Below are 17,588 nucleotides of genomic sequence, written 5' to 3'. Positions count from 1 at the left end.
GGCGCCGGCCCATCTAGATAGAGATCTTGTGGAGGCGTCCGTCCGTACCCCTTGTCCGGACATCCGCCGCCGGGCCCGTTGGTCGGCGGGCCGCTGTGTCTTCCAGAGTGGCGCGTTCCACCGGAAAATGAACTTGCGTTTCACAGAGTGAGACGCGAGTATCGTTTCATGGACAACAGTAGCGGCGTCGGCGTTCTGGACAAGGCAGCCCTTGTCCTGAGCGCTCTGGAGTCCGGTCCGGCCACCCTCGCGGGTCTGGTCGCGGCGACCGGGCTCGCACGACCCACGGCACATCGTCTCGCCGTGGCCTTGGAACACCACCGCATGGTGGCGCGCGACATGCAGGGCCGTTTCATCCTCGGCCCCAGGCTTGCGGAACTGGCGGCGGCAGCCGGCGAGGACCGCCTTCTCGCGACCGCCGGCCCGGTGCTCACCCACCTCCGCGACCTGACGGGCGAGAGCGCGCAGCTCTACCGCCGCCAGGGCGACATGCGTATCTGCGTCGCCGCGGCCGAGCGCCTCTCGGGCCTCAGGGACACGGTCCCGGTCGGCTCGACGCTCACGATGAAGGCTGGCTCGTCGGCCCAGATCCTGATGGCGTGGGAGGAGCCGGAGCGTCTGCACCGCGGCCTTCAGGGCGCCCGTTTCACGGCGACAGCACTGTCGGGCGTACGCCGCCGGGGCTGGGCCCAGTCGATCGGCGAGCGCGAACCGGGCGTCGCCTCGGTCTCCGCGCCGGTCCGGGGCCCGTCGAACCGCGTGGTGGCGGCCGTGTCGGTCTCCGGCCCCATCGAGCGTCTGACCCGTCACCCCGGCCGTATGCACGCCCAGGCGGTCATCGACGCGGCCGGCCGCCTCTCGGAGGCCCTGCGCCGCACGGGCTGACCTCGAAGACGTACGCCCTCGGGAACCCGGCAGGCCTCAACGCCGCGGCAGGCCGTTTCCCCGAGGGCACTTCCATGTCCGGGGCTTCTGAGGAGGACCCTGCGGTGGTGGCCGCCCGCCGGGAGGTGGACCGGCTGCTGGTGAGCCTCGGCTGGGAGACCGCGCGTGAGCTGAGTCCCCTCTCCCCCGTGCACCGCTCGCTGGTGGTGGCGGTGGCCGCGCTGATCCGGCTGGGGTATTCCTGGGACGCCGAACTGATGGCGCCGTACGCGGAGTTGATGCACCAGGTGGCGAGACGGGACCTGGACTATCTGGAGACGCACACGTCGGACGCGGAGCGGGTCGAGACGGCGGTCGCGGCGACCGTGCTCTTCGAACCGGTGCTCACAGCACTGCACCGGCTGGCACAGGAGGAGGAGTCGGCGCGGCGCTATGGGCTGTAGGGAGGTATGGCCGGGCACCTGGCCGGACGTGCCCGCACATGCGAAGTGGCCCCCCGCCGAAGCGGAGGGCCACCGTGCACTGACGTACCCCCGACCGGATTCGAACCGGCGCTACTGCCGTGAGAGGGCAGCGTGCTAGGCCGCTACACAACGGGGGCGAGGATCTTGCAAGCGGTGAAGACTACATCGCCGCAGATCCGAGCTGGTCTACCTGGACTCGAACCAAGAATGACGGTACCAGAAACCGTAGTGTTGCCAATTACACCATAGACCAAGGTGATTCAAGGTAAAGCGTACCCCCGACCGGATTCGAACCGGCGCTACTGCCGTGAGAGGGCAGCGTGCTAGGCCGCTACACAACGGGGGCCCTAGCGATCCTGCGTGAGAGTCAGAGGGTGCGACCCGAACTGACCCTCCGGGAAGGATCTGTACCCCCGACCGGATTCGAACCGGCGCTACTGCCGTGAGAGGGCAGCGTGCTAGGCCGCTACACAACGGGGGCTTGTGTGGAGCTGGTCTCCACGAGTGCAGATTTGAAGCAATCTGCGAGCTGGCCTACCTGGACTCGAACCAAGACTAACGGAACCAGAAACCGTCGTGCTGCCAATTACACCATAGGCCACTGGAACGCGAGCCCCTGCGGAGCTTCTGTTCTAGCTTGCGCCTCCGGTTCCCGGCCTTTCGGCCCGCTCTCCGGCGGCGCAGGAAGAACATTACCCGAAGGTGGACGGCGCTCCAAAACGGGTATCGGCGCCGAGGATCGCGGGCAGTTCGGCGAGGGAGGCGATCCGGTGCGGGCCGGCGGCGGCCCGCTCGGCGGCTCCGAGGCCGTCACGGTCGCTGCGGTCGATCCACACGGAGAGCATCCCGGCGTCGGCCGCGCCCCGCCCGTCGATCTCCGGATGATCACCGACGTACGCCACCTGCTCCGGAGGCAGGCCCAGGGCGTCGCAGGCGGCGTGGAACGCCTGGGCGTCAGGTTTGTGGACGCCCAGCTCGGCCGCGCACAGGACGGACTCGAAGCGGTCGCGGACGCCGAGCACGCGCAGCTTGCGTTCCTGTACCCGGATGCTGGAGTTGGAGAGCACGCCGTGCCGGTGGCTGGCGGCGAGCAGGTCGAGGACGGGCAGCACGTCCGGGAAGAGCGCCCAGGCGGTCTCGTAGTGCCCGATGTAGCGGTCGAACCAGGCGTCCGCCTCGGCGTCGGTCAGCTCCTCGCCCAGGAACACCCGTACGCGGTCCCGGCGCTGCTCCTGGAAGCCGATCTCCCCGGCCGCGAACCGCGCCCACTGGGCGTCGGTGATCTCCCGCCAGCGCAGGAGGGCCCGGTCGGCGCTTCCTTGTGCCTCCAGCAGCCCCTCGGCCACCAGATGCTGCCGCATCCCGGCAAGGTCGGCAGCGGTGTAGTTGAACAGAGTGTCGTCGACGTCCCAGACCACCGCACGAATGCTCATGTCCTCGACGGTATCGCGGGCTGGCACACTGAGTGCATGAGCGAGTACCGAGTCCAGTTCACCGTCGAGGCCCGTGCGTCCTACGACGGCCTGCCCGGCGAGCGTCGAGCCCAGCTGGACAGGGCTGTGCGGATACTGGCCCGCGACCCGTATCGGAAGGCGTCGACCGCACCGCTGGGGCCGGACGACAATCTGCGCAAGGCCTATGTGGCCCCTGGTGTGTTGCTGGAATACGTGGTGGCCGGCGCGATCATGGTCGTTGTCGTTGTCTGGATCTTCGACGAAAGCCAGTATCTGATCGACGAAGCCGACGCACAGTGACCACGTTCGAGGGGCGGCACCCGGAACTCCCGGGTGCCGCCCCTCGAACGTGAACGGGTGCTACGCCGCCAGCCTGGCCAGTGCCGCGTCGATGCGGGTCAGGGTCTTCTCCTTGCCCAGGATTTCCAGGGACTCGAAGAGGGGCAGGCCGATCGTGCGGCCGGTGACGGCCACGCGGACCGGGGCCTGGGCCTTGCCGAGCTTGAGGCCGTGGGCCTCGCCGGCGGCCAGGACGGCCTCCTTCAGGGACTCGGCGGAGGACCAGTCGGCGGCCTCCAGCTTCTCCCTCGCCGTGATCAGGAGCGCGTCGCTGCCTTCCTTCATCGCCTTCGCCCAGGACGCCTCGTCGGAGGCGGGCTCGGGCAGGAACAGGAAGTCGACGTTGTCCGTGATCTCGGAGAGGACCTTGAGGCGGGTCTGGGCGTGCGGGGCGATGGCCTGCCACTTCGCCTCGTCGAAGTCCTCCGGCGCCCAGGGGGCGAAGGGGGCCCGGAGCCACGGTGCGCAGCGCTCGGTGAAGTCCTTCACGTCCAGCAGCCTGATGTGGTCGGCGTTGATCGCCTCGCACTTCTTCAGGTCGAAGCGGGCCGGGCTGGGGTTCACGTCCGACACGTCGAAGGCGGCGACCATCTCGTCGATGCCGAAGATGTCCTGGTCGGCGGAGAGCGACCAGCCCAGCAGGGAGAGGTAGTTGAGCAGGCCCTCCGGGAGGAAGCCACGCTCCCGGTAGAGGTTGAGCGACGACTCCGGGTCGCGCTTCGAGAGCTTCTTGTTGCCCTCGCCCATCACGTACGGCAGGTGCCCGAAGGCGGGCGTCGACTTCGCGATGCCCAGTTCGGTCAGCGCCTTATACAGGGCGATCTGGCGGGGCGTGGACGACAGGAGGTCCTCGCCGCGCAGGACGTGCGTGATCTCCATCAGCGCGTCGTCGACCGGGTTGACCAGCGTGTACAGGGGTGCGCCGTTGGCTCGTACGATCCCGTAGTCCGGGACGTTCTCGGGCGTGAAGGTCAGTTCACCGCGGACCAGGTCCGTGAAGGTGATCGTCTCGTCAGGCATCCGGAAGCGGACGATCGGCGTGCGGCCCTCGGCGGTGTACGCCGACACCTGCTCGTCGGTCAGTGCGCGGCAGTGGCCGTCGTAGCCGGAGGGCCTGCCGGCCGCGCGGGCGGCGTCGCGGCGGGTGTCCAGCTCCTCCGTGGAGCAGTAGCAGTAGTAGGCGTGGCCCGCTTCCAGGAGCTTGGCCGCCACGTCCTTGTAGATGTCCATGCGCTGCGACTGGCGATACGGGGCGTGCGGGCCGCCCAGCTCGGGGCCCTCGTCCCAGTCGAAGCCCAGCCAGCGCAGCGAGTCCAGCAGCTGCTCGTACGACTCCTCGGAGTCGCGGGCCGCGTCGGTGTCCTCGATGCGGAAGACGAAGGTGCCGCCGGTGTGGCGGGCGTACGCCCAGTTGAACAGGGCCGTACGGACCAGGCCCACGTGCGGGTTACCGGTGGGCGACGGGCAGAACCGTACTCGGACGGCGGGGGCGGGTGCGCTAGCCACGCTTGACAACCTTGTTGGTGAGAGTGCCGATGCCTTCGATGGTGACGGCGACCTCGTCGCCGACGGTGAGCGGTCCGACGCCTGCCGGGGTGCCCGTGAGGATCACGTCGCCGGGGAGCAGCGTCATGGCCTCGGTGATGTTGACGATCAGATCCTCGATGGAGTGGATCATCTCGCTGGTGCGGCCCAGTTGGCGCTGCTCGCCGTTGACCGTGAGCTGGATGGTCAAGTCGGACGGGTCGAGGTCCGTCTCGATCCAGGGGCCGAGGGGGCAGCTGGTGTCGAAGCCCTTGGCCCGCGCCCACTGCTTCTCGCGCTTCTGCACGTCCCGCGCGGTGATGTCGTTGGCGCAGGTGTAGCCGAGGATGACGTCCTTGACGCGCTCGCGCGGGACCTCGCGGCACATCCGGCCGATGACCACGGCGAGTTCGGCCTCGTGGTGCAGTTCCTCGGAGAAGGAGGGGTACTGGATGTCGTCGCCGGAGCCGATCACCGAGGTGGACGGCTTGAAGAAGGCGAACGGGGCGTCGGGCACCTCGTTGCCGAGTTCCCTCGCGTGTTCCGCGTAGTTGCGGCCGTAGGCGACAACCTTGTTGGGGAGCACCGGCGGCAGCAGCCGGACCTTGTCGAGGGGGACCTTCGTGCCGGAGAGCTCGAAGTCGGCGAACGGGATGCCCTTGATGATGTCTAGGACTAGTTCGTCCGGCTTGTCGCCCTCGACAGCGCCGAAGGCGACGTTCCCGTCGATGGAGAATCTGGCGATGCGCACGGGATTCCTGCGCCCCTTCGCTGGTCCGGCTGGAGTCTGACGGTCCAGGCTAACGCGCCACGGGTGGGCGTCCCGCGCAATAAACGCGAGGGCGCCCGTGACCTTCGTACGACCGGGAACCGGGTACGGGGGGCAGAGGCGCCCTTGACAGGCTGACATTCATGACATCCGCCCTGAGTGACCGGGCGGTGCTCGCGCGTACTACTCCGCGACGGAGGCCGCGACCGGGGCGTCCATGAGAATGGTGCGACGGGGGTTGGCGGTCTGCGTGGGGAGGTCAACGGAGTGCTCCGGCCGCTCCACGGGCGTCAGCTCGTCGGCGTCCGTCAGGTGCGCCAGCGTCGTGCGCCGCGGGTTTGCGATGTTGCGGAACATCGTCGTCGTCTTCACTGTTGTAGTCCTCGACCCTGTCGTGTCCGGGCGCTCGGCGAGGCGGGAAGCCGTCGTCCGCGCGCGGGTTGTCGGATTTGCCATCTCTGTAAAGCGTCAGGCTAAACATGCGATTCCCCGGGGAAGTCACGGAGACCCCTTGAACAGCGTGTGAGTTTCCTCACGAATCCATGGGCAATCCGGTCAATTCCGACCCTTGACCCCCCTCCACGAAACGGACATTGCTTTACTGAAGCCCTCATTCCGCTCCTGATCATGGCGACCTGGACACCCCGACTTCCCATGTGACTCGTGGGATTTCGTCCGGTATGTACCGAATCGCTTTCTACGCCTCGTGACGCGACGCTCACGAGGCGTCATCGTCGTCACACCGTGACCCATTGGCCTTGTTGGAGATCCGGCACTGTGCTGGAATTCCACGGACCGCCGCGGGACACGAGCCGGCGCACAGGGGGCGCGAAGCAGCGCCGAGCGGCGGCACGTGAGAGGGGAACCGCGCCAGGTCACTCACGACCACCATGGGGGGCGTTTTTCAGGGCGCCCCTTATACGCCGACACCGTCCGTCCGTTCACGCGGAAGGGCGCCTGGTCCAGAGGTTGCGACGCTAGTGCAGGGACGTTTCAAGAGGGATGGCAGCGCTTCGGCGGAGCCGGAGCCACACAGCGGAGCCGGTAACGGTTCCTCCCCCCAGCACGCCCAGAACGCGGGCCAGGCAGCTCTGACCGGCGACAACGGCGAGCGCTCGGCACGCCTTGGCAGTGGTGCGCCCGGCGGAGCCGGCGGCAAGGGCGCGGTCACCGGCTCGCCCGCCGCCACACCGCCCGTGAAGCCCGCCAAGGGCCCGAGCGGCCCCGGAACGCGAATAGCTCTGCGGAACTGGCGCATCTCGACGCGCCTGGTCTCGCTGCTCGCGCTCCCCGTGGTGGCGGCGACCTCGCTGGGCGCGCTGCGCATCAGCGACAACATGGACGACATCCAGCAGCTCGACAACATGCGGCTGCTGACCGACATCACCAAGCAGGCGACCGAGCTCTCCGCCGCGCTCCAGGAGGAGCGCGACCAGTCGGCCGGTCCGCTCGCGCACGGCCAGTCGGCGAACGACTACAGCGTCAAGGGCGTACGCGACAAGACCGACCGCGCCCTGGCCAACTTCATCGACGGCTCGGAGGAGATCGACTCCGCCAGCCGCAGCGGCAACCTCGAGGGTGTTCGCGAGAGCCTCGTCGGTCTCGTCGCCCAGCTGACCGACCTCAGCGAGATCCGCAGCAACGCCTACGAGGACAGGAACAACTCGACACAGACGGTCGAGTCCTACCACCGCCTCGTCACCCAGCTGCTCGAACTCTCCCAGGACATGGCCGAGGCGACCAGCAACCCCGAGATGATCACGCGTACCCGCGCCCTGGCCGCCTTCTCCTCGGCCAAGGAGTACGCGTCCGTCCAGCGTGCGGTCATCGCCGCGGCGCTGCCCGAGGACAACAAGACGGTCGGTCGGCTGTCGGAGAACGACCGGCTCTACGCCGAATCGGCGCTGAGCAGCCAGGACTCCGAGCTCAAGAGCTTCATCAGCATCTACGGCAACGGCTCCGAGGAACTCCTCAAGCCGATCGACGACGGCAGCCCGACGATCACGGCGGCCGACCTCTACGCCAAGCGCATCCTGCAGAGCAAGGACGGCATCCAGGGGCTGCAGCGGCGCTCCTACAAGGACTGGGTCGACGCCGACTCGTCGAAGATCCAGCAGATGAAGACCATCGAGATCACGCTGCTCAGCGAGATGGAGCAGAAGGCTCGTGAGTTGCGCAACGAGGCCGAGCGCGAAGCGATCATCTCGGGTGCGCTGATCCTTCTCGTGCTCGGTGTCTCGCTGGTCGGCGCCTTCGTCGTCGCCCGGTCCATGATCCGCTCGCTGCGCCGGCTCCAGGACACCGCGACCAAGGTCGCCCAGGACCGGCTGCCCGAGCTGGTCAAGCAGCTGTCCGAGTCCGACCCCCAGGACGTCGACACGTCCGTCGAGTCGGTCGGTGTGCACTCCCGGGACGAGATCGGCCAGGTGGCCGCGGCCTTCGACGACGTGCACCGCGAGGCCGTCCGCCTCGCCGCCGAGCAGGCCCTTCTGCGAGGCAACGTCAACGCGATGTTCACCAACCTCTCGCGCCGCTCCCAGGGCCTCATCCAGCGTCAGCTGTCGCTCATCTCCGAACTGGAGTCCCGCGAGGCCGACCCGGACCAGCTGTCCTCTCTCTTCAAGCTCGACCACCTCGCGACCCGTATGCGCCGGAACGGCGAGAACCTTCTCGTCCTCGCCGGTGAGGAGCCCGGCCGCCGCTGGACCCGCCCGGTCCCGCTGGTCGACGTACTCCGTGCCGCCGCCTCCGAGGTGGAGCAGTACGAGCGCATCGAACTCTCCTCGGTCCCGACCACCGAGGTCGCCGGCCGAGTGGTCAACGACCTCGTGCACCTGCTCGCCGAGCTGCTGGAGAACGCCACGTCGTTCTCCTCCCCGCAGACCAAGGTCAAGGTCACCGGTCACGCGCTGCCCGACGGCCGCGTCCTGATCGAGATCCACGACACCGGCATCGGCCTCTCGCCCGAGGACCTCGCGGCGATCAACGAGCGGCTCGCCGCACCGCCCACCGTGGACGTGTCGGTCTCCCGCCGCATGGGTCTGTTCGTGGTCGGCCGCCTCTCGCAGCGTCACGGCATCCGTATCCAGCTGCGTCCGTCCGACTCCGGTGGTACGACCGCGCTGGTCATGCTCCCCGTCGACGTCGCCCAGGGCGGCAAGAAGCCCGCTCCGGGCAAGGCCGGCCAGGGCGGTGCCCCCGCGGGCGGTCCCGCCGCCGCGCAGGCAGCCGCCGGTGTGGCCGCGGCCCGCCGCGGTGGCCAGGGCGCGTCCGCCGGTGGCGGGCTCCTCGGCGCCGGTGCCGCTCCGCGCGGCCAGGTCGGCTCCGGCCAGGGTGCGCGCGCCGCGCTGCCCGGCCGCGACGCGGGCGGTCGCCCGGGTGGCTCGGGCGGAGCACCCCGTGGACCGCAGGGTCCGGGTGCTCCTCAGCAGAACGGCAGGCCGGCTCCGGCCGGCGCGGGCAGCTTCGGCGGCCAGGCGCCGGGTGCCCCGCAGGGCCTCCAGGCCGCGGGCGGCTTCGGTGACGGCCCCGGCGCACGTCAGGGCCAGGACGCCTTCGGCAACAGCAGCGGACCGCAGGACGCGTTCGGCGGCTCGCGTGGCCCCGTACCCCCGCAGCGCGCGGAGGGACAGGGCGGCGGTCGTCGTCCGCAGCTTCCGCCGCGTGGCGGTGCGCGTCCGGAGCTGCCCGGAGGCAACGCTCCGTCGCGCCCGAGCTGGAGCGACGAGAACGCGCAGCCCCCGGTGCCGCGTGCCTCGCTGGACACCCCGCGCGGTCACGAGGAGCCGGACTCCACCTCACGGATGCCGCGCATCGACGACCGGCACGGCCCGGCCGCGACGTCGGAGCTGCCCGCGGTTCCGCGCCTGGACAGTCCCCAGAACGCGGCCGCCACCTCCGAGTTCGCCCGCCCCGACTACAACGCCCCGCGTCCCGGCGGCCCTTCGGACACCGGCCAGTTCCCGCTGCCCGGCTACAACGGCTCCGGTGACGGCAACGGCCAGCAGAACAACGGCTCGTACGTCCGCTCGGACGTCTTCGGCACCCCGCCCGGCGGACAGCAGAACCCGCAGGGCAACGGGCAGTTCACGCCGTCGTCCTACGACAACGGCTCCACGGGCCAGTTCCCCGCGCCGACCGGATACACCTCCGGCTCGACCGGCCAGTTCCCCGCGCCTTCCGGCCTCGACAGCCGGGGCCCGGTGCCGCGCCGTCAGCAGGACGCCTCGTCGACCGGCCAGTTCGAGCGCCCGCAGCCGGGCGCCGGGCGTGGTCCTGCCGACTTCGGCGGCCCTCGCCCGCCGGTCCCGCCGCAGCCGGAGGCACTGCCCCCGGCCAGCGGTCCCGGTGACGGGCGGACGCCGCTGTACGACACCCTGGAGACCAACTGGTTCCACGGGCAGGGTCAGCAGGGGCAGCCGCAGGGCGGCCGACCGCAGGCCAACGGCACCAGCAACGGCGCCGGCAACAACGGTTCGGCGCTCTCGCAGCCGTCCTCCGTGCCGGCTCCCCCGCGTCCGGCGACCGCGCCTGCGGCCACCGGCTCCTGGCGTACCTCGCCGAACGACGAGCTGGTACGGCAGGCCGAGCGGGTCCGCCAGCCGGCCGCCGGTGGCGTCACGACTTCCGGCCTTCCGCGCCGGGTCCCGCGTGCGAACCTCGTACCGGGTACGGCTCAGCAGCAACAGCACCAAAGCGGTCCGGCGGTTTCGCGTGCGCCCGATGACGTGCGCGGCCGGCTGACCAATCTCCGTAGGGGCATCGCCCAGGGTCGGCAGGCCGGTAGCGGCTCCGACCAGACGGGCAGCTTCCCCAGCCCCACTCACCAGCAGGAGCGTTAGTTGAGCCAGATGAGCCAGGCGGCACAGAACCTCAACTGGTTGATAACCAACTTCGTGGACAACACCCCAGGTGTGTCCCACACAGTCGTCGTGTCCGCCGACGGCCTCCTTCTGGCCATGTCGGAGGGCTTCCCACGTGACCGCGCCGACCAGCTCGCCGCCGTCGCCTCCGGGCTCACGTCGCTCACCGCGGGTGCCTCGCGCATCTTCGAGGGCGGCACGGTGGCTCAGACGGTCGTCGAGATGGAGCGGGGCTTCCTCTTCCTCATGTCCGTTTCGGACGGATCGTCGTTGGCGGTCCTCTCCCACCCGGACTGCGACATCGGCCTTGTCGGCTACGAGATGGCGCTCCTGGTCGACCGGGCGGGCGCAGTGCTCACCCCCGACCTGCGTGCCGAACTACAGGGCAGTCTGCTCCACTGACCGCTCCGGATCCACCCGTCTCACCAAAACACCGTCCGGCCGCCACATCTCCCCCACCGGCCTCGTCAGACGGCACGACTGACCGACGCTGTCCCGCCCGGAGGATTCATGACCCCGCCCACCGCCTCTCATGATCCGTACGCTCATACGTACGAGGACGAGGGCGACCAGCCGCTGGTAAGGCCGTACGCCATGACCGGCGGCCGGACCCGGCCGCGCTACCAGCTCGCCATCGAGGCGCTGATCAGCACGACCGCCGATCCGGCCCAGCTGATGGGACTCCTTCCGGAGCACCAGCGCATCTGCCACCTGTGCCGTGAGGTCAAGTCGGTGGCAGAGGTGTCGGCTCTCCTGGCCATGCCCCTCGGTGTGGCCCGCATCCTCGTCGCGGACCTCGCCGAGGCCGGACTGGTCGCCATCCACCAGCCGGGCGGCGACGAGAACAACGGCGGTGCACCAGCGGTGACACTGCTCGAAAGGGTGCTCAGTGGACTTCGCAAGCTCTGACGGCGGGGGCCGGGCCACCACCTCCGCGAAGATCGTGGTCGCGGGTGGGTTCGGCGTGGGCAAGACCACGTTCGTGGGCGCCGTCTCGGAGATCAACCCGCTGCGTACCGAGGCCGTCATGACGTCGGCCTCGGCGGGTATCGACGACCTCACCCACACCGGGGACAAGACCACCACCACGGTGGCCATGGACTTCGGCCGTATCACCCTGGACCAGGACCTGATCCTGTACCTCTTCGGTACGCCGGGTCAGGACCGTTTCTGGTTCATGTGGGACGACCTGGTGCGCGGCGCGATCGGCGCCGTGGTCCTGGTCGACACCCGCCGGCTCGCGGACTGTTTTCCCGCGGTCGACTACTTCGAGAACAGCGGCCTGCCCTTCGTCATCGCCCTCAACGGCTTCGACGGGCACCAGCCGTACAACCCCGAAGAGGTGCGCGAGGCGCTCCAGATCGGCCCGGACGCCCCGATCATCACGACGGACGCCCGGCACCGCTCGGACGCGAAGAGTGCGCTGATCACGCTGGTCGAGCACGCGCTCATGGCCCGTCTTCGGTAACCAAGTCAACGATGCGCTACGGCAGTTGTCGTAGATACACCGGAGCCGACTGTGGCCTTTGACACGGTCGGCCCCGGCGTTCATAACGTTTCGACAGAGATATCTGGTGGTATGGACACGCGTCGCGGTCGCGTGGTCTCACTGCGCTCACCTTGGCCCCGCCTTTTGGCGGGGCTCGTTCTTTATGACCGTTTTATCTGGGGCTTACATCGCTATGGATCTTCGCATTCCGGTGTTTGGAAGAGCGAAGGCTGACGTGCTGGAATGCCTGAACTGCCTAATAGTCAAAGACGTACTCCTGTGGAGAGTCCTTGGCTTACCGGCTCTGAGAGACTGCGGCACAACGTTGGTGCCTTCCGCCGAGAGGTTGTTGGTCGAGTGAGGCGAAGCAAGAACGGTCCCGAGCCGTCGGCCCGGGGCAACTTCACCCCGCCGCCGCGCGGAGCGGCGTCCGCCGCTGTGCCCGGCTCGGAGCCGATGGCGCCCCCCGCTCCTAGCGGCAGTCGTTTCTCGCCGCGCAACTGGCGCGTGCCGACCAGGCTGAACGCGATCCTGCTCATACCCGTGGTCGTCGGCCTCATCATGGGCGGCTTCCAGGTGAAGAGCTCGATCGACACCTGGCAGGAGGCCCAGGACGCGGAGCGGACCGCGCGCCTCGTGCAGGCCGCCCTGGTCTACGGCGACGCCGTCTTCCAGGAGCGCGACGTCACGGCCGCCCCCCTGCTCCAGGGCAAGGGCGAGGACGACGCGACGGTCGTCAAGGCCCGCGCGGCCACCGACAAGGCGGCCGACGCCTTCGACGTCGCCACGCGGGACATCCCGGACAAGCCGAGCCTCGAGCGCCGCCTGAAGCTGTTCCGCGAGGTCGAGCCGCAGCTGGCGTCGGTCCGTGCGGCGGCCTACACCTCCAAGCTCACCGGTGTGCAGTCCGAGGAGAGCTACACCGCCATCTCGCACACCCTGATGGAGTTCTCCAACGAGCTGGGCCTGGGCACCGGCAACATCACCAGCTACGGCCGGACCGTCTACGCCATCTCGCTCACCAAGGCCTCCGTGTCGCTGGAGCGGGCCATCGGCATGCACGTGCTGATCAAGCCCGGCCCCAGCGAGAGCAGCTTCCAGAGCCAGCGCATCGCCCTCTCCTCGTACGCGTACCTGGAGCGGATCGCCATCGCGGAGTACATCGCGGGCGGTACCGAGGCGGACGCCAAGAAGCTTCAGGACGCGTCGGCCAAGGTCACGGCCGACGGCAAGGCGATGGCCGAGCAGGCCGCCCAGGCCGCCGCGTCCAAGGGCGAGACCTATGTCCCGCCGCCGTCCGACCCGACCCAGATGATCACGGCCCTGGCCGCGCTCCCCTCGACCGACGCCAGTGAGCGCGCCAAGCTCGCGGCGAGCGGCATCACGCCCCAGAACTGGTGGGCGGTCACCACGCTGAAGTACAACGCGTACCTCAAGCTGGAGACCGACCTCTCCAAGACGGCCGTGAACGAGGCGTCCACCATCTCGGACAACGCCAAGCGCGACGCCATCATCGTGGGTGCCGCCGTCCTGGTGGCCCTGCTCGCCGCGTTCATCCTGGCCGGCATGGTCGCCCGCCAGATGAGCCGCGCGATGCGCCAGCTGCGCAACGCCGCCTTCGGTATCGCCGAGCAGCGTCTGCCGATGCTGGTCGACCAGCTCTCGCGTACCGACCCCGGACGCGTCGACACCCGCGTCGCCGCGATCCCCATCAACACCACGGACGAGATCGGCGAGGTCGCCCGAGCCTTCGACCAGGTCCACCGCGAGGCGGTCCGACTGGCCGCCGAGCAGGCTCTGCTGCGGGGCAACATCAACGCGATCTTCACCAACCTGTCGCGCCGCAACCAGTCCCTGATCGAGGGCCAGCTGACCCTGATCACGGACCTGGAGAACAACGAGGCCGACCCGGACCAGCTGGAGAACCTCTTCCGCCTGGACCACCTCGCGACCCGTATGCGCCGCAACGGCGAGAACCTCCTGGTCCTCGCCGGCGAGGAGCCGGGCCGCCGCTGGGACCAGCCGGTCCCGCTGGTCGACGTCCTGCGCGCCGCCTCCTCCGAGGTGGAGCAGTACGAGCGCGTCGAGCTGTCGGGCGTACCGGAGGCCGAGATCCACGGCCGCGCGGTCACCGACCTCGTGCACCTGCTCGCCGAGCTGCTGGAGAACGCCACGACGTTCTCCTCCCCGCAGACGAAGGTCCGGGTGACGGCGACCCGTCTCCCCGACGGCCGCATCATGGTCGAGATCCACGACAAGGGCATCGGCCTCACCGCCGAGGACTTCGCGGACATCAACCACAAGCTGGCCAACCCGCCGACGGTGGACGCCGCGATCTCCCAGCGCATGGGCCTGTTCGTGGTCGGCCGGCTGTCCGACCGGCACGGTATCCGCGTCCAGCTCCGCCCCTCGGGCGAGCAGGCCGGCACCACCTCGCTGGTCATGCTCCCGGACGCCATCACCCACGGTGGCGGTGGCGAGCAGCAGCTGCAGCGCGACGAGTTCACCGTCTCGCAGATCATCCCCGAGCAGCAGCAGCACGAGCAGCAGCAGTACGTCGGCGAGAACTTCCAGTCCGCCCAGATGCAGCCGATGCGTACGGCGGCCGAGCTCGGCTTCGACGACAGCCGCTACACCGAGGTCCCGGACGACATCCGCGAGCTGGACCCGGTGGGCCGCTCCCTGATGCGTGAGGAGCGCCGCGCGCAGCTGGAGGCGCAGGCACACCCCGAGACGGGCCAGCAGGAGGCCATCGAGGCCCCCGCGTACGGCGACGACTTCAACGCGCCTGACGGCCAGGCCTCGGCCCTGAACGAGCCCTTCGCGAGCTACGACCAGCAGACCGCGTACGAGGAGCGGCAGCAGCCGTCGTACGAGGAGCCGTACTTCAACGGGAACAGCGGTTTCCCTCAGACGGACGACTTCCCGGCGACCGGCAGCGAGTACCCGTCGACGAACGGCAACGGCGGCTACCCCTCCCCGAACGGCAACGGCGGCTACCCGGAGCCCGCGTACCCGGAGCCCGCCCAGGAAGAGCCCGCCCCGGTCCACGCCGCGGCCCCGGAGAGCTTCTCGGCCTTCGAGGAGCGGCGGTACCAGGATGACTGGCCGCAGCCGGACGGTTACCAGAACGGGCACCGCTCCGAGTACGCTCCGGAGACGGAATCCGCGCAGGCCGCTGACGTGAGTGAGCGGAACCACGTAGGCTTCGACCGTCCGGGACCGGCGCCCTCCGCCGCCCACGCGCTGACCGATGCCGGGCTCCCCCGCCGTGGATCCACCACGAGCGGCACCAGCAACGGCACCTCCCGGCAGCACGTGGACCAGGAGACACCGACCCCGGCCCCCGCGGAGCAGAACGGCAACGCGAACGGGAACGGAAACGGCAAGGATCCCGACGACTGGCGCTCGGCGAACGACGAGCGCTGGCAGCAGGCCGCACAGCTCCGCAAGCCCAAGGCGGGCGGGGTGACCTCCTCCGGTCTGCCGCGCCGGGTACCGAAGGCCAACCTGATCGAGGGTGCCGCGGAAGCGACTCTCCAGGGCGGCCCCTCGGTGTCCCGCGCTCCCGAGGACATCCGGGGCAGGTTGAGCAACCTGCGCCGGGGCGTCCAGCGGGGACGCACCGCAGGTAGTGAGACGAACGGCCAGGCCACCAGGAATCACCACGGTGGGCCTGACAGCACCTACAACCAGGAGCGTTAGTGTGAGTCCGATGAGCCAGGCGGCGCAGAACCTGAACTGGTTGATCACCAATTTCGTGGACAACACCCCCGGGGTGTCGCACACGGTGGTGGTCTCCGCCGACGGACTCCTGCTGGCGATGTCCGAAGGCTTCCCGCGAGACCGTGCGGACCAGCTCGCCGCTGTCGCCTCCGGTCTGACCTCTCTCACCGCGGGTGCCTCGCGCATCTTCGAGGGCGGCAGCGTGAATCAGACGGTTGTGGAGATGGAGCGGGGATTCCTGTTCATCATGTCCGTATCCGACGGTTCCTCGCTCGCGGTGCTTGCACATCCGGAGGCCGACATCGGTCTCATTGGGTACGAGATGGCGCTTCTGGTCGACCGTGCCGGCACGGTCCTGACACCCGATCTGCGTGCGGAGCTCCAAGGGAGCCTTCTCAACTAACAGTCAGACGGTGCGTTTTGGCGTCTCGGGGCGGTAGGTTTCGGACGCGGCTCCACAGTGATGCGGTGCCCGGCACAGTCGGAGGAGGAGAAGAAAGTGGCAACACCCCCAGGCGGTTCGCCCTCGGGTAATTGGTCGTACGGTCCGGGCCAGGGTCAGGGCCAGGGCGACCAGAACCGGTACAACTTCCCCTCCTCACCGAGCCACCGTCGGCAGCAGCCGTACGCGCCCCAGAACCCGCAGGGTCCCGGGCCGTCGCCGTACGACCAGCCGGCCGCGCCGCGCATCCAGCCTGTGCAGCCGCAGCGCCGCTCTCCGGAAGCGTCCCCCGCCGGGGGCGCCAGTAATCCCCTGGTGCGCCCCTACGCCATGACCGGCGGCCGGACGCGCCCGCGTTACCAGCTCGCCATCGAGGCGCTGGTGCACACCACTGCGCAGCCGCACCAGATGCAGGGCCAGTTGCCCGAGCATCAGCGAATCTGCAACCTCTGCCGAGAGATCAAGTCGGTGGCCGAAATCTCGGCGTTGCTGACCATCCCTCTCGGTGTGGCCAGGATCCTCGTCGCCGACTTGGCGGAGGCAGGCCTGGTCGCCATTCATCAGCCCGGCGGCGACGAGAGCGCCGGCGGCCAGCCAGACGTGACTTTGCTCGAAAGGGTGCTCAGTGGACTTCGCAAGCTCTAGCGGAGGGCCTTCCCGCTCCACCACGTCCGCGAAAATCGTGGTGGCGGGCGGCTTCGGCGTGGGCAAGACCACGTTCGTCGGGGCCGTCTCGGAGATCAATCCGCTGCGTACCGAGGCCGTGATGACGTCCGCCTCCGCGGGCATCGACGACCTGACGCACACCGGGGACAAGACGACGACGACCGTCGCCATGGACTTCGGCCGCATCACCCTGGACCAGGACCTGATCCTGTACCTCTTCGGTACGCCCGGCCAGGACCGCTTCTGGTTCATGTGGGACGACCTGGTGCGCGGCGCGATCGTCCTGGTCGACACGAGGCGTCTCGCCGACTGCTTCCCGGCGGTCGACTACTTCGAGAACTCGGGTCTTCCCTTCGTGATCGCGCTGAACGGGTTCGACGGCAGCCAGCCGTACAACCCGGACGAGGTGCGGGAGGCGCTGCAGATCGGGCCTGACACCCCGATCATCACTACGGACGCTCGGCACCGTGCCGATGCCAAGTCCGCGCTGATCACTCTTGTGGAGCATGCGCTGATGGCTCGTTTGCGGTAGGTAGGTAGTAGGTACTGCGCGGCTACTGGGCTGCCTCGGACGGTTGCACGCCGTCCGCGGCGGCCCTTTGGCTTGTCGCACAAAGACAGGGGCGCAGCCCCGTCTTCAGGGGCGCGGGGAACTGCGCGACAAGCCCCCACCGGCCCGCAGCCGACGTACATACGAGAGGGCCCCCTCCCGCACCGCGGAAGGGGGCCCTCTCACAACTCAGGCTCAGTGCCAGCTGTGCGGCGCGCGGAAGCCACCCTCGCGCTCCAGGCGGCGCCAGCCAGCCTTCGGGCGTCGGTGGGCGACAGGGGCCACCGGTGCGGCTGCCGCACGGGCCAGCAGGATCGCCGTGATGGCGGCGACCTCCTCGGGCTCGGCATGGCCCTTCTCGACGCGAATGTCAGAGGTGTTCATAGGTCACAGTCTCCGTGAGAGAGGTTTCCGCGGA

15 protein-coding genes, 5 tRNA genes and 1 pseudogene are annotated in these 17,588 nt (G+C 69.2%); 11 read left to right on the top strand and 10 right to left on the bottom strand.

Annotated features, from left to right (window positions below):
* The first annotated feature begins 168 nt into the window (after nucleotides 1-168).
* Nucleotides 169-885, top strand: a complete 717-nt coding sequence (gene ndgR / locus OG241_RS39920; protein WP_006383662.1) for an IclR family transcriptional regulator NdgR — start codon at nucleotides 169-171, stop codon at nucleotides 883-885.
* A gap of 89 nt (nucleotides 886-974) precedes the next feature.
* Nucleotides 975-1,328, top strand: a pseudogene (locus tag OG241_RS39915) (transcriptional regulator); the annotation flags it as partial.
* Between the two features lie 85 nt (nucleotides 1,329-1,413).
* On the opposite strand, the gene OG241_RS39910 reads toward OG241_RS39915, so the two are convergent.
* From OG241_RS39910 to OG241_RS39885, 6 genes are all read right to left on the bottom strand, one after another.
* Nucleotides 1,414-1,486 (bottom strand) — tRNA-Glu (locus tag OG241_RS39910).
* Between the two features lie 44 nt (nucleotides 1,487-1,530).
* Nucleotides 1,531-1,602, bottom strand: a tRNA-Gln gene (locus tag OG241_RS39905).
* A gap of 20 nt (nucleotides 1,603-1,622) precedes the next feature.
* Nucleotides 1,623-1,695: transfer RNA gene (locus tag OG241_RS39900), tRNA-Glu, on the bottom strand.
* A gap of 62 nt (nucleotides 1,696-1,757) precedes the next feature.
* A tRNA-Glu gene (locus tag OG241_RS39895) sits at nucleotides 1,758-1,830 on the bottom strand.
* A 48-nt stretch (nucleotides 1,831-1,878) separates the two neighbouring features.
* Nucleotides 1,879-1,950, bottom strand: a tRNA-Gln gene (locus OG241_RS39890).
* Nucleotides 1,951-2,041: 91 nt separating this feature from the next.
* On the bottom strand, nucleotides 2,042-2,782 hold the full coding sequence (locus OG241_RS39885) for an HAD family hydrolase (protein ID WP_405822608.1): 741 nt from the start codon (nucleotides 2,780-2,782) through the stop codon (nucleotides 2,042-2,044).
* 36 nt (nucleotides 2,783-2,818) lie between these two features.
* On the opposite strand from OG241_RS39885, the gene OG241_RS39880 reads away from it, so the two are divergent.
* Nucleotides 2,819-3,103: a type II toxin-antitoxin system RelE/ParE family toxin gene (locus OG241_RS39880; protein WP_405822606.1), complete on the top strand. Its 285-nt coding sequence runs from the start codon at nucleotides 2,819-2,821 to the stop codon at nucleotides 3,101-3,103.
* A 60-nt stretch (nucleotides 3,104-3,163) separates the two neighbouring features.
* On the opposite strand, the gene gltX is transcribed toward OG241_RS39880, so the two are convergent.
* The 3 genes from gltX to OG241_RS39865 all read right to left on the bottom strand — a co-directional run bounded on the left by gltX (nucleotide 3,164) and on the right by OG241_RS39865 (nucleotide 5,807).
* Nucleotides 3,164-4,648 carry a glutamate--tRNA ligase gene (gltX, locus tag OG241_RS39875; protein WP_405822605.1) on the bottom strand — a complete coding sequence of 495 codons (1,485 nt, stop codon included), beginning with the start codon at nucleotides 4,646-4,648 and terminating at the stop codon, nucleotides 3,164-3,166.
* Nucleotides 4,641-5,417 carry a fumarylacetoacetate hydrolase family protein gene (locus tag OG241_RS39870; RefSeq protein ID WP_405822603.1) on the bottom strand — a complete coding sequence of 259 codons (777 nt, stop codon included), beginning with the start codon at nucleotides 5,415-5,417 and terminating at the stop codon, nucleotides 4,641-4,643. The genes gltX and OG241_RS39870 overlap by 8 nt, the downstream gene beginning before the upstream one ends.
* A gap of 201 nt (nucleotides 5,418-5,618) precedes the next feature.
* Complete coding sequence (locus OG241_RS39865; protein ID WP_405826691.1) at nucleotides 5,619-5,807, bottom strand: hypothetical protein; 189 nt, start codon at nucleotides 5,805-5,807, stop codon at nucleotides 5,619-5,621.
* A 608-nt stretch (nucleotides 5,808-6,415) separates the two neighbouring features.
* Here OG241_RS39865 and OG241_RS39860 point away from each other — a divergent pair.
* The 8 genes from OG241_RS39860 (at nucleotide 6,416) to OG241_RS39825 (ending at nucleotide 17,152) form a co-directional block, all read left to right on the top strand.
* Complete coding sequence (locus tag OG241_RS39860) at nucleotides 6,416-10,276, top strand: nitrate- and nitrite sensing domain-containing protein (RefSeq protein ID WP_405822602.1); 3,861 nt, start codon at nucleotides 6,416-6,418, stop codon at nucleotides 10,274-10,276.
* A 9-nt stretch (nucleotides 10,277-10,285) separates the two neighbouring features.
* The gene (locus OG241_RS39855; protein WP_044471908.1) at nucleotides 10,286-10,699 is read left to right on the top strand and encodes a roadblock/LC7 domain-containing protein; all 414 of its coding nucleotides are present in this window, start codon (nucleotides 10,286-10,288) and stop codon (nucleotides 10,697-10,699) included.
* Nucleotides 10,700-10,807: 108 nt separating this feature from the next.
* Complete coding sequence (locus OG241_RS39850) at nucleotides 10,808-11,206, top strand: DUF742 domain-containing protein (protein WP_006375303.1); 399 nt, start codon at nucleotides 10,808-10,810, stop codon at nucleotides 11,204-11,206.
* Nucleotides 11,187-11,765: an ATP/GTP-binding protein gene (locus tag OG241_RS39845; protein ID WP_319095066.1), complete on the top strand. Its 579-nt coding sequence runs from the start codon at nucleotides 11,187-11,189 to the stop codon at nucleotides 11,763-11,765. Before OG241_RS39850 ends, OG241_RS39845 begins: the two co-directional genes overlap by 20 nt.
* Nucleotides 11,766-12,143: 378 nt before the next feature.
* Nucleotides 12,144-15,491: a nitrate- and nitrite sensing domain-containing protein gene (locus OG241_RS39840; RefSeq protein ID WP_405822600.1), complete on the top strand. Its 3,348-nt coding sequence runs from the start codon at nucleotides 12,144-12,146 to the stop codon at nucleotides 15,489-15,491.
* A 10-nt stretch (nucleotides 15,492-15,501) separates the two neighbouring features.
* Complete coding sequence (locus tag OG241_RS39835; protein WP_005479603.1) at nucleotides 15,502-15,915, top strand: roadblock/LC7 domain-containing protein; 414 nt, start codon at nucleotides 15,502-15,504, stop codon at nucleotides 15,913-15,915.
* A gap of 96 nt (nucleotides 15,916-16,011) precedes the next feature.
* On the top strand, nucleotides 16,012-16,599 hold the full coding sequence (locus OG241_RS39830) for a DUF742 domain-containing protein (protein WP_405822599.1): 588 nt from the start codon (nucleotides 16,012-16,014) through the stop codon (nucleotides 16,597-16,599).
* A complete protein-coding gene (locus OG241_RS39825; protein ID WP_405822597.1) occupies nucleotides 16,580-17,152 on the top strand; it encodes a GTP-binding protein in 573 nt (190 codons plus the stop codon). Before OG241_RS39830 ends, OG241_RS39825 begins: the two co-directional genes overlap by 20 nt.
* A 213-nt stretch (nucleotides 17,153-17,365) precedes the next feature.
* Here OG241_RS39825 and OG241_RS39820 read toward each other — a convergent pair whose 3' ends face one another.
* Complete coding sequence (locus OG241_RS39820; RefSeq protein ID WP_405822595.1) at nucleotides 17,366-17,554, bottom strand: acyl-CoA carboxylase subunit epsilon; 189 nt, start codon at nucleotides 17,552-17,554, stop codon at nucleotides 17,366-17,368.
* Nucleotides 17,555-17,588 lie beyond the last annotated feature (34 nt).

Origin of the sequence: Streptomyces sp. NBC_01390 (genome assembly GCF_045040105.1) — a bacterium.
Classification (GTDB): domain Bacteria; phylum Actinomycetota; class Actinomycetes; order Streptomycetales; family Streptomycetaceae; genus Streptomyces.
This window is presented reverse-complemented; position numbering and strand designations above follow the sequence as displayed.

Coding starts and splice junctions, on each gene's coding strand:
- ndgR (WP_006383662.1), top strand. CDS start 169: ATGGACAACAGTAGCGGCGTCGGCGTTCTGGACAAGGCAGCCCTTGTC.
- OG241_RS39885 (WP_405822608.1), bottom strand. CDS start 2,782: ATGAGCATTCGTGCGGTGGTCTGGGACGTCGACGACACTCTGTTCAAC.
- OG241_RS39880 (WP_405822606.1), top strand. CDS start 2,819: ATGAGCGAGTACCGAGTCCAGTTCACCGTCGAGGCCCGTGCGTCCTAC.
- OG241_RS39855 (WP_044471908.1), top strand. CDS start 10,286: ATGAGCCAGGCGGCACAGAACCTCAACTGGTTGATAACCAACTTCGTG.
- OG241_RS39850 (WP_006375303.1), top strand. CDS start 10,808: ATGACCCCGCCCACCGCCTCTCATGATCCGTACGCTCATACGTACGAG.
- OG241_RS39835 (WP_005479603.1), top strand. CDS start 15,502: ATGAGCCAGGCGGCGCAGAACCTGAACTGGTTGATCACCAATTTCGTG.
- OG241_RS39820 (WP_405822595.1), bottom strand. CDS start 17,554: ATGAACACCTCTGACATTCGCGTCGAGAAGGGCCATGCCGAGCCCGAG.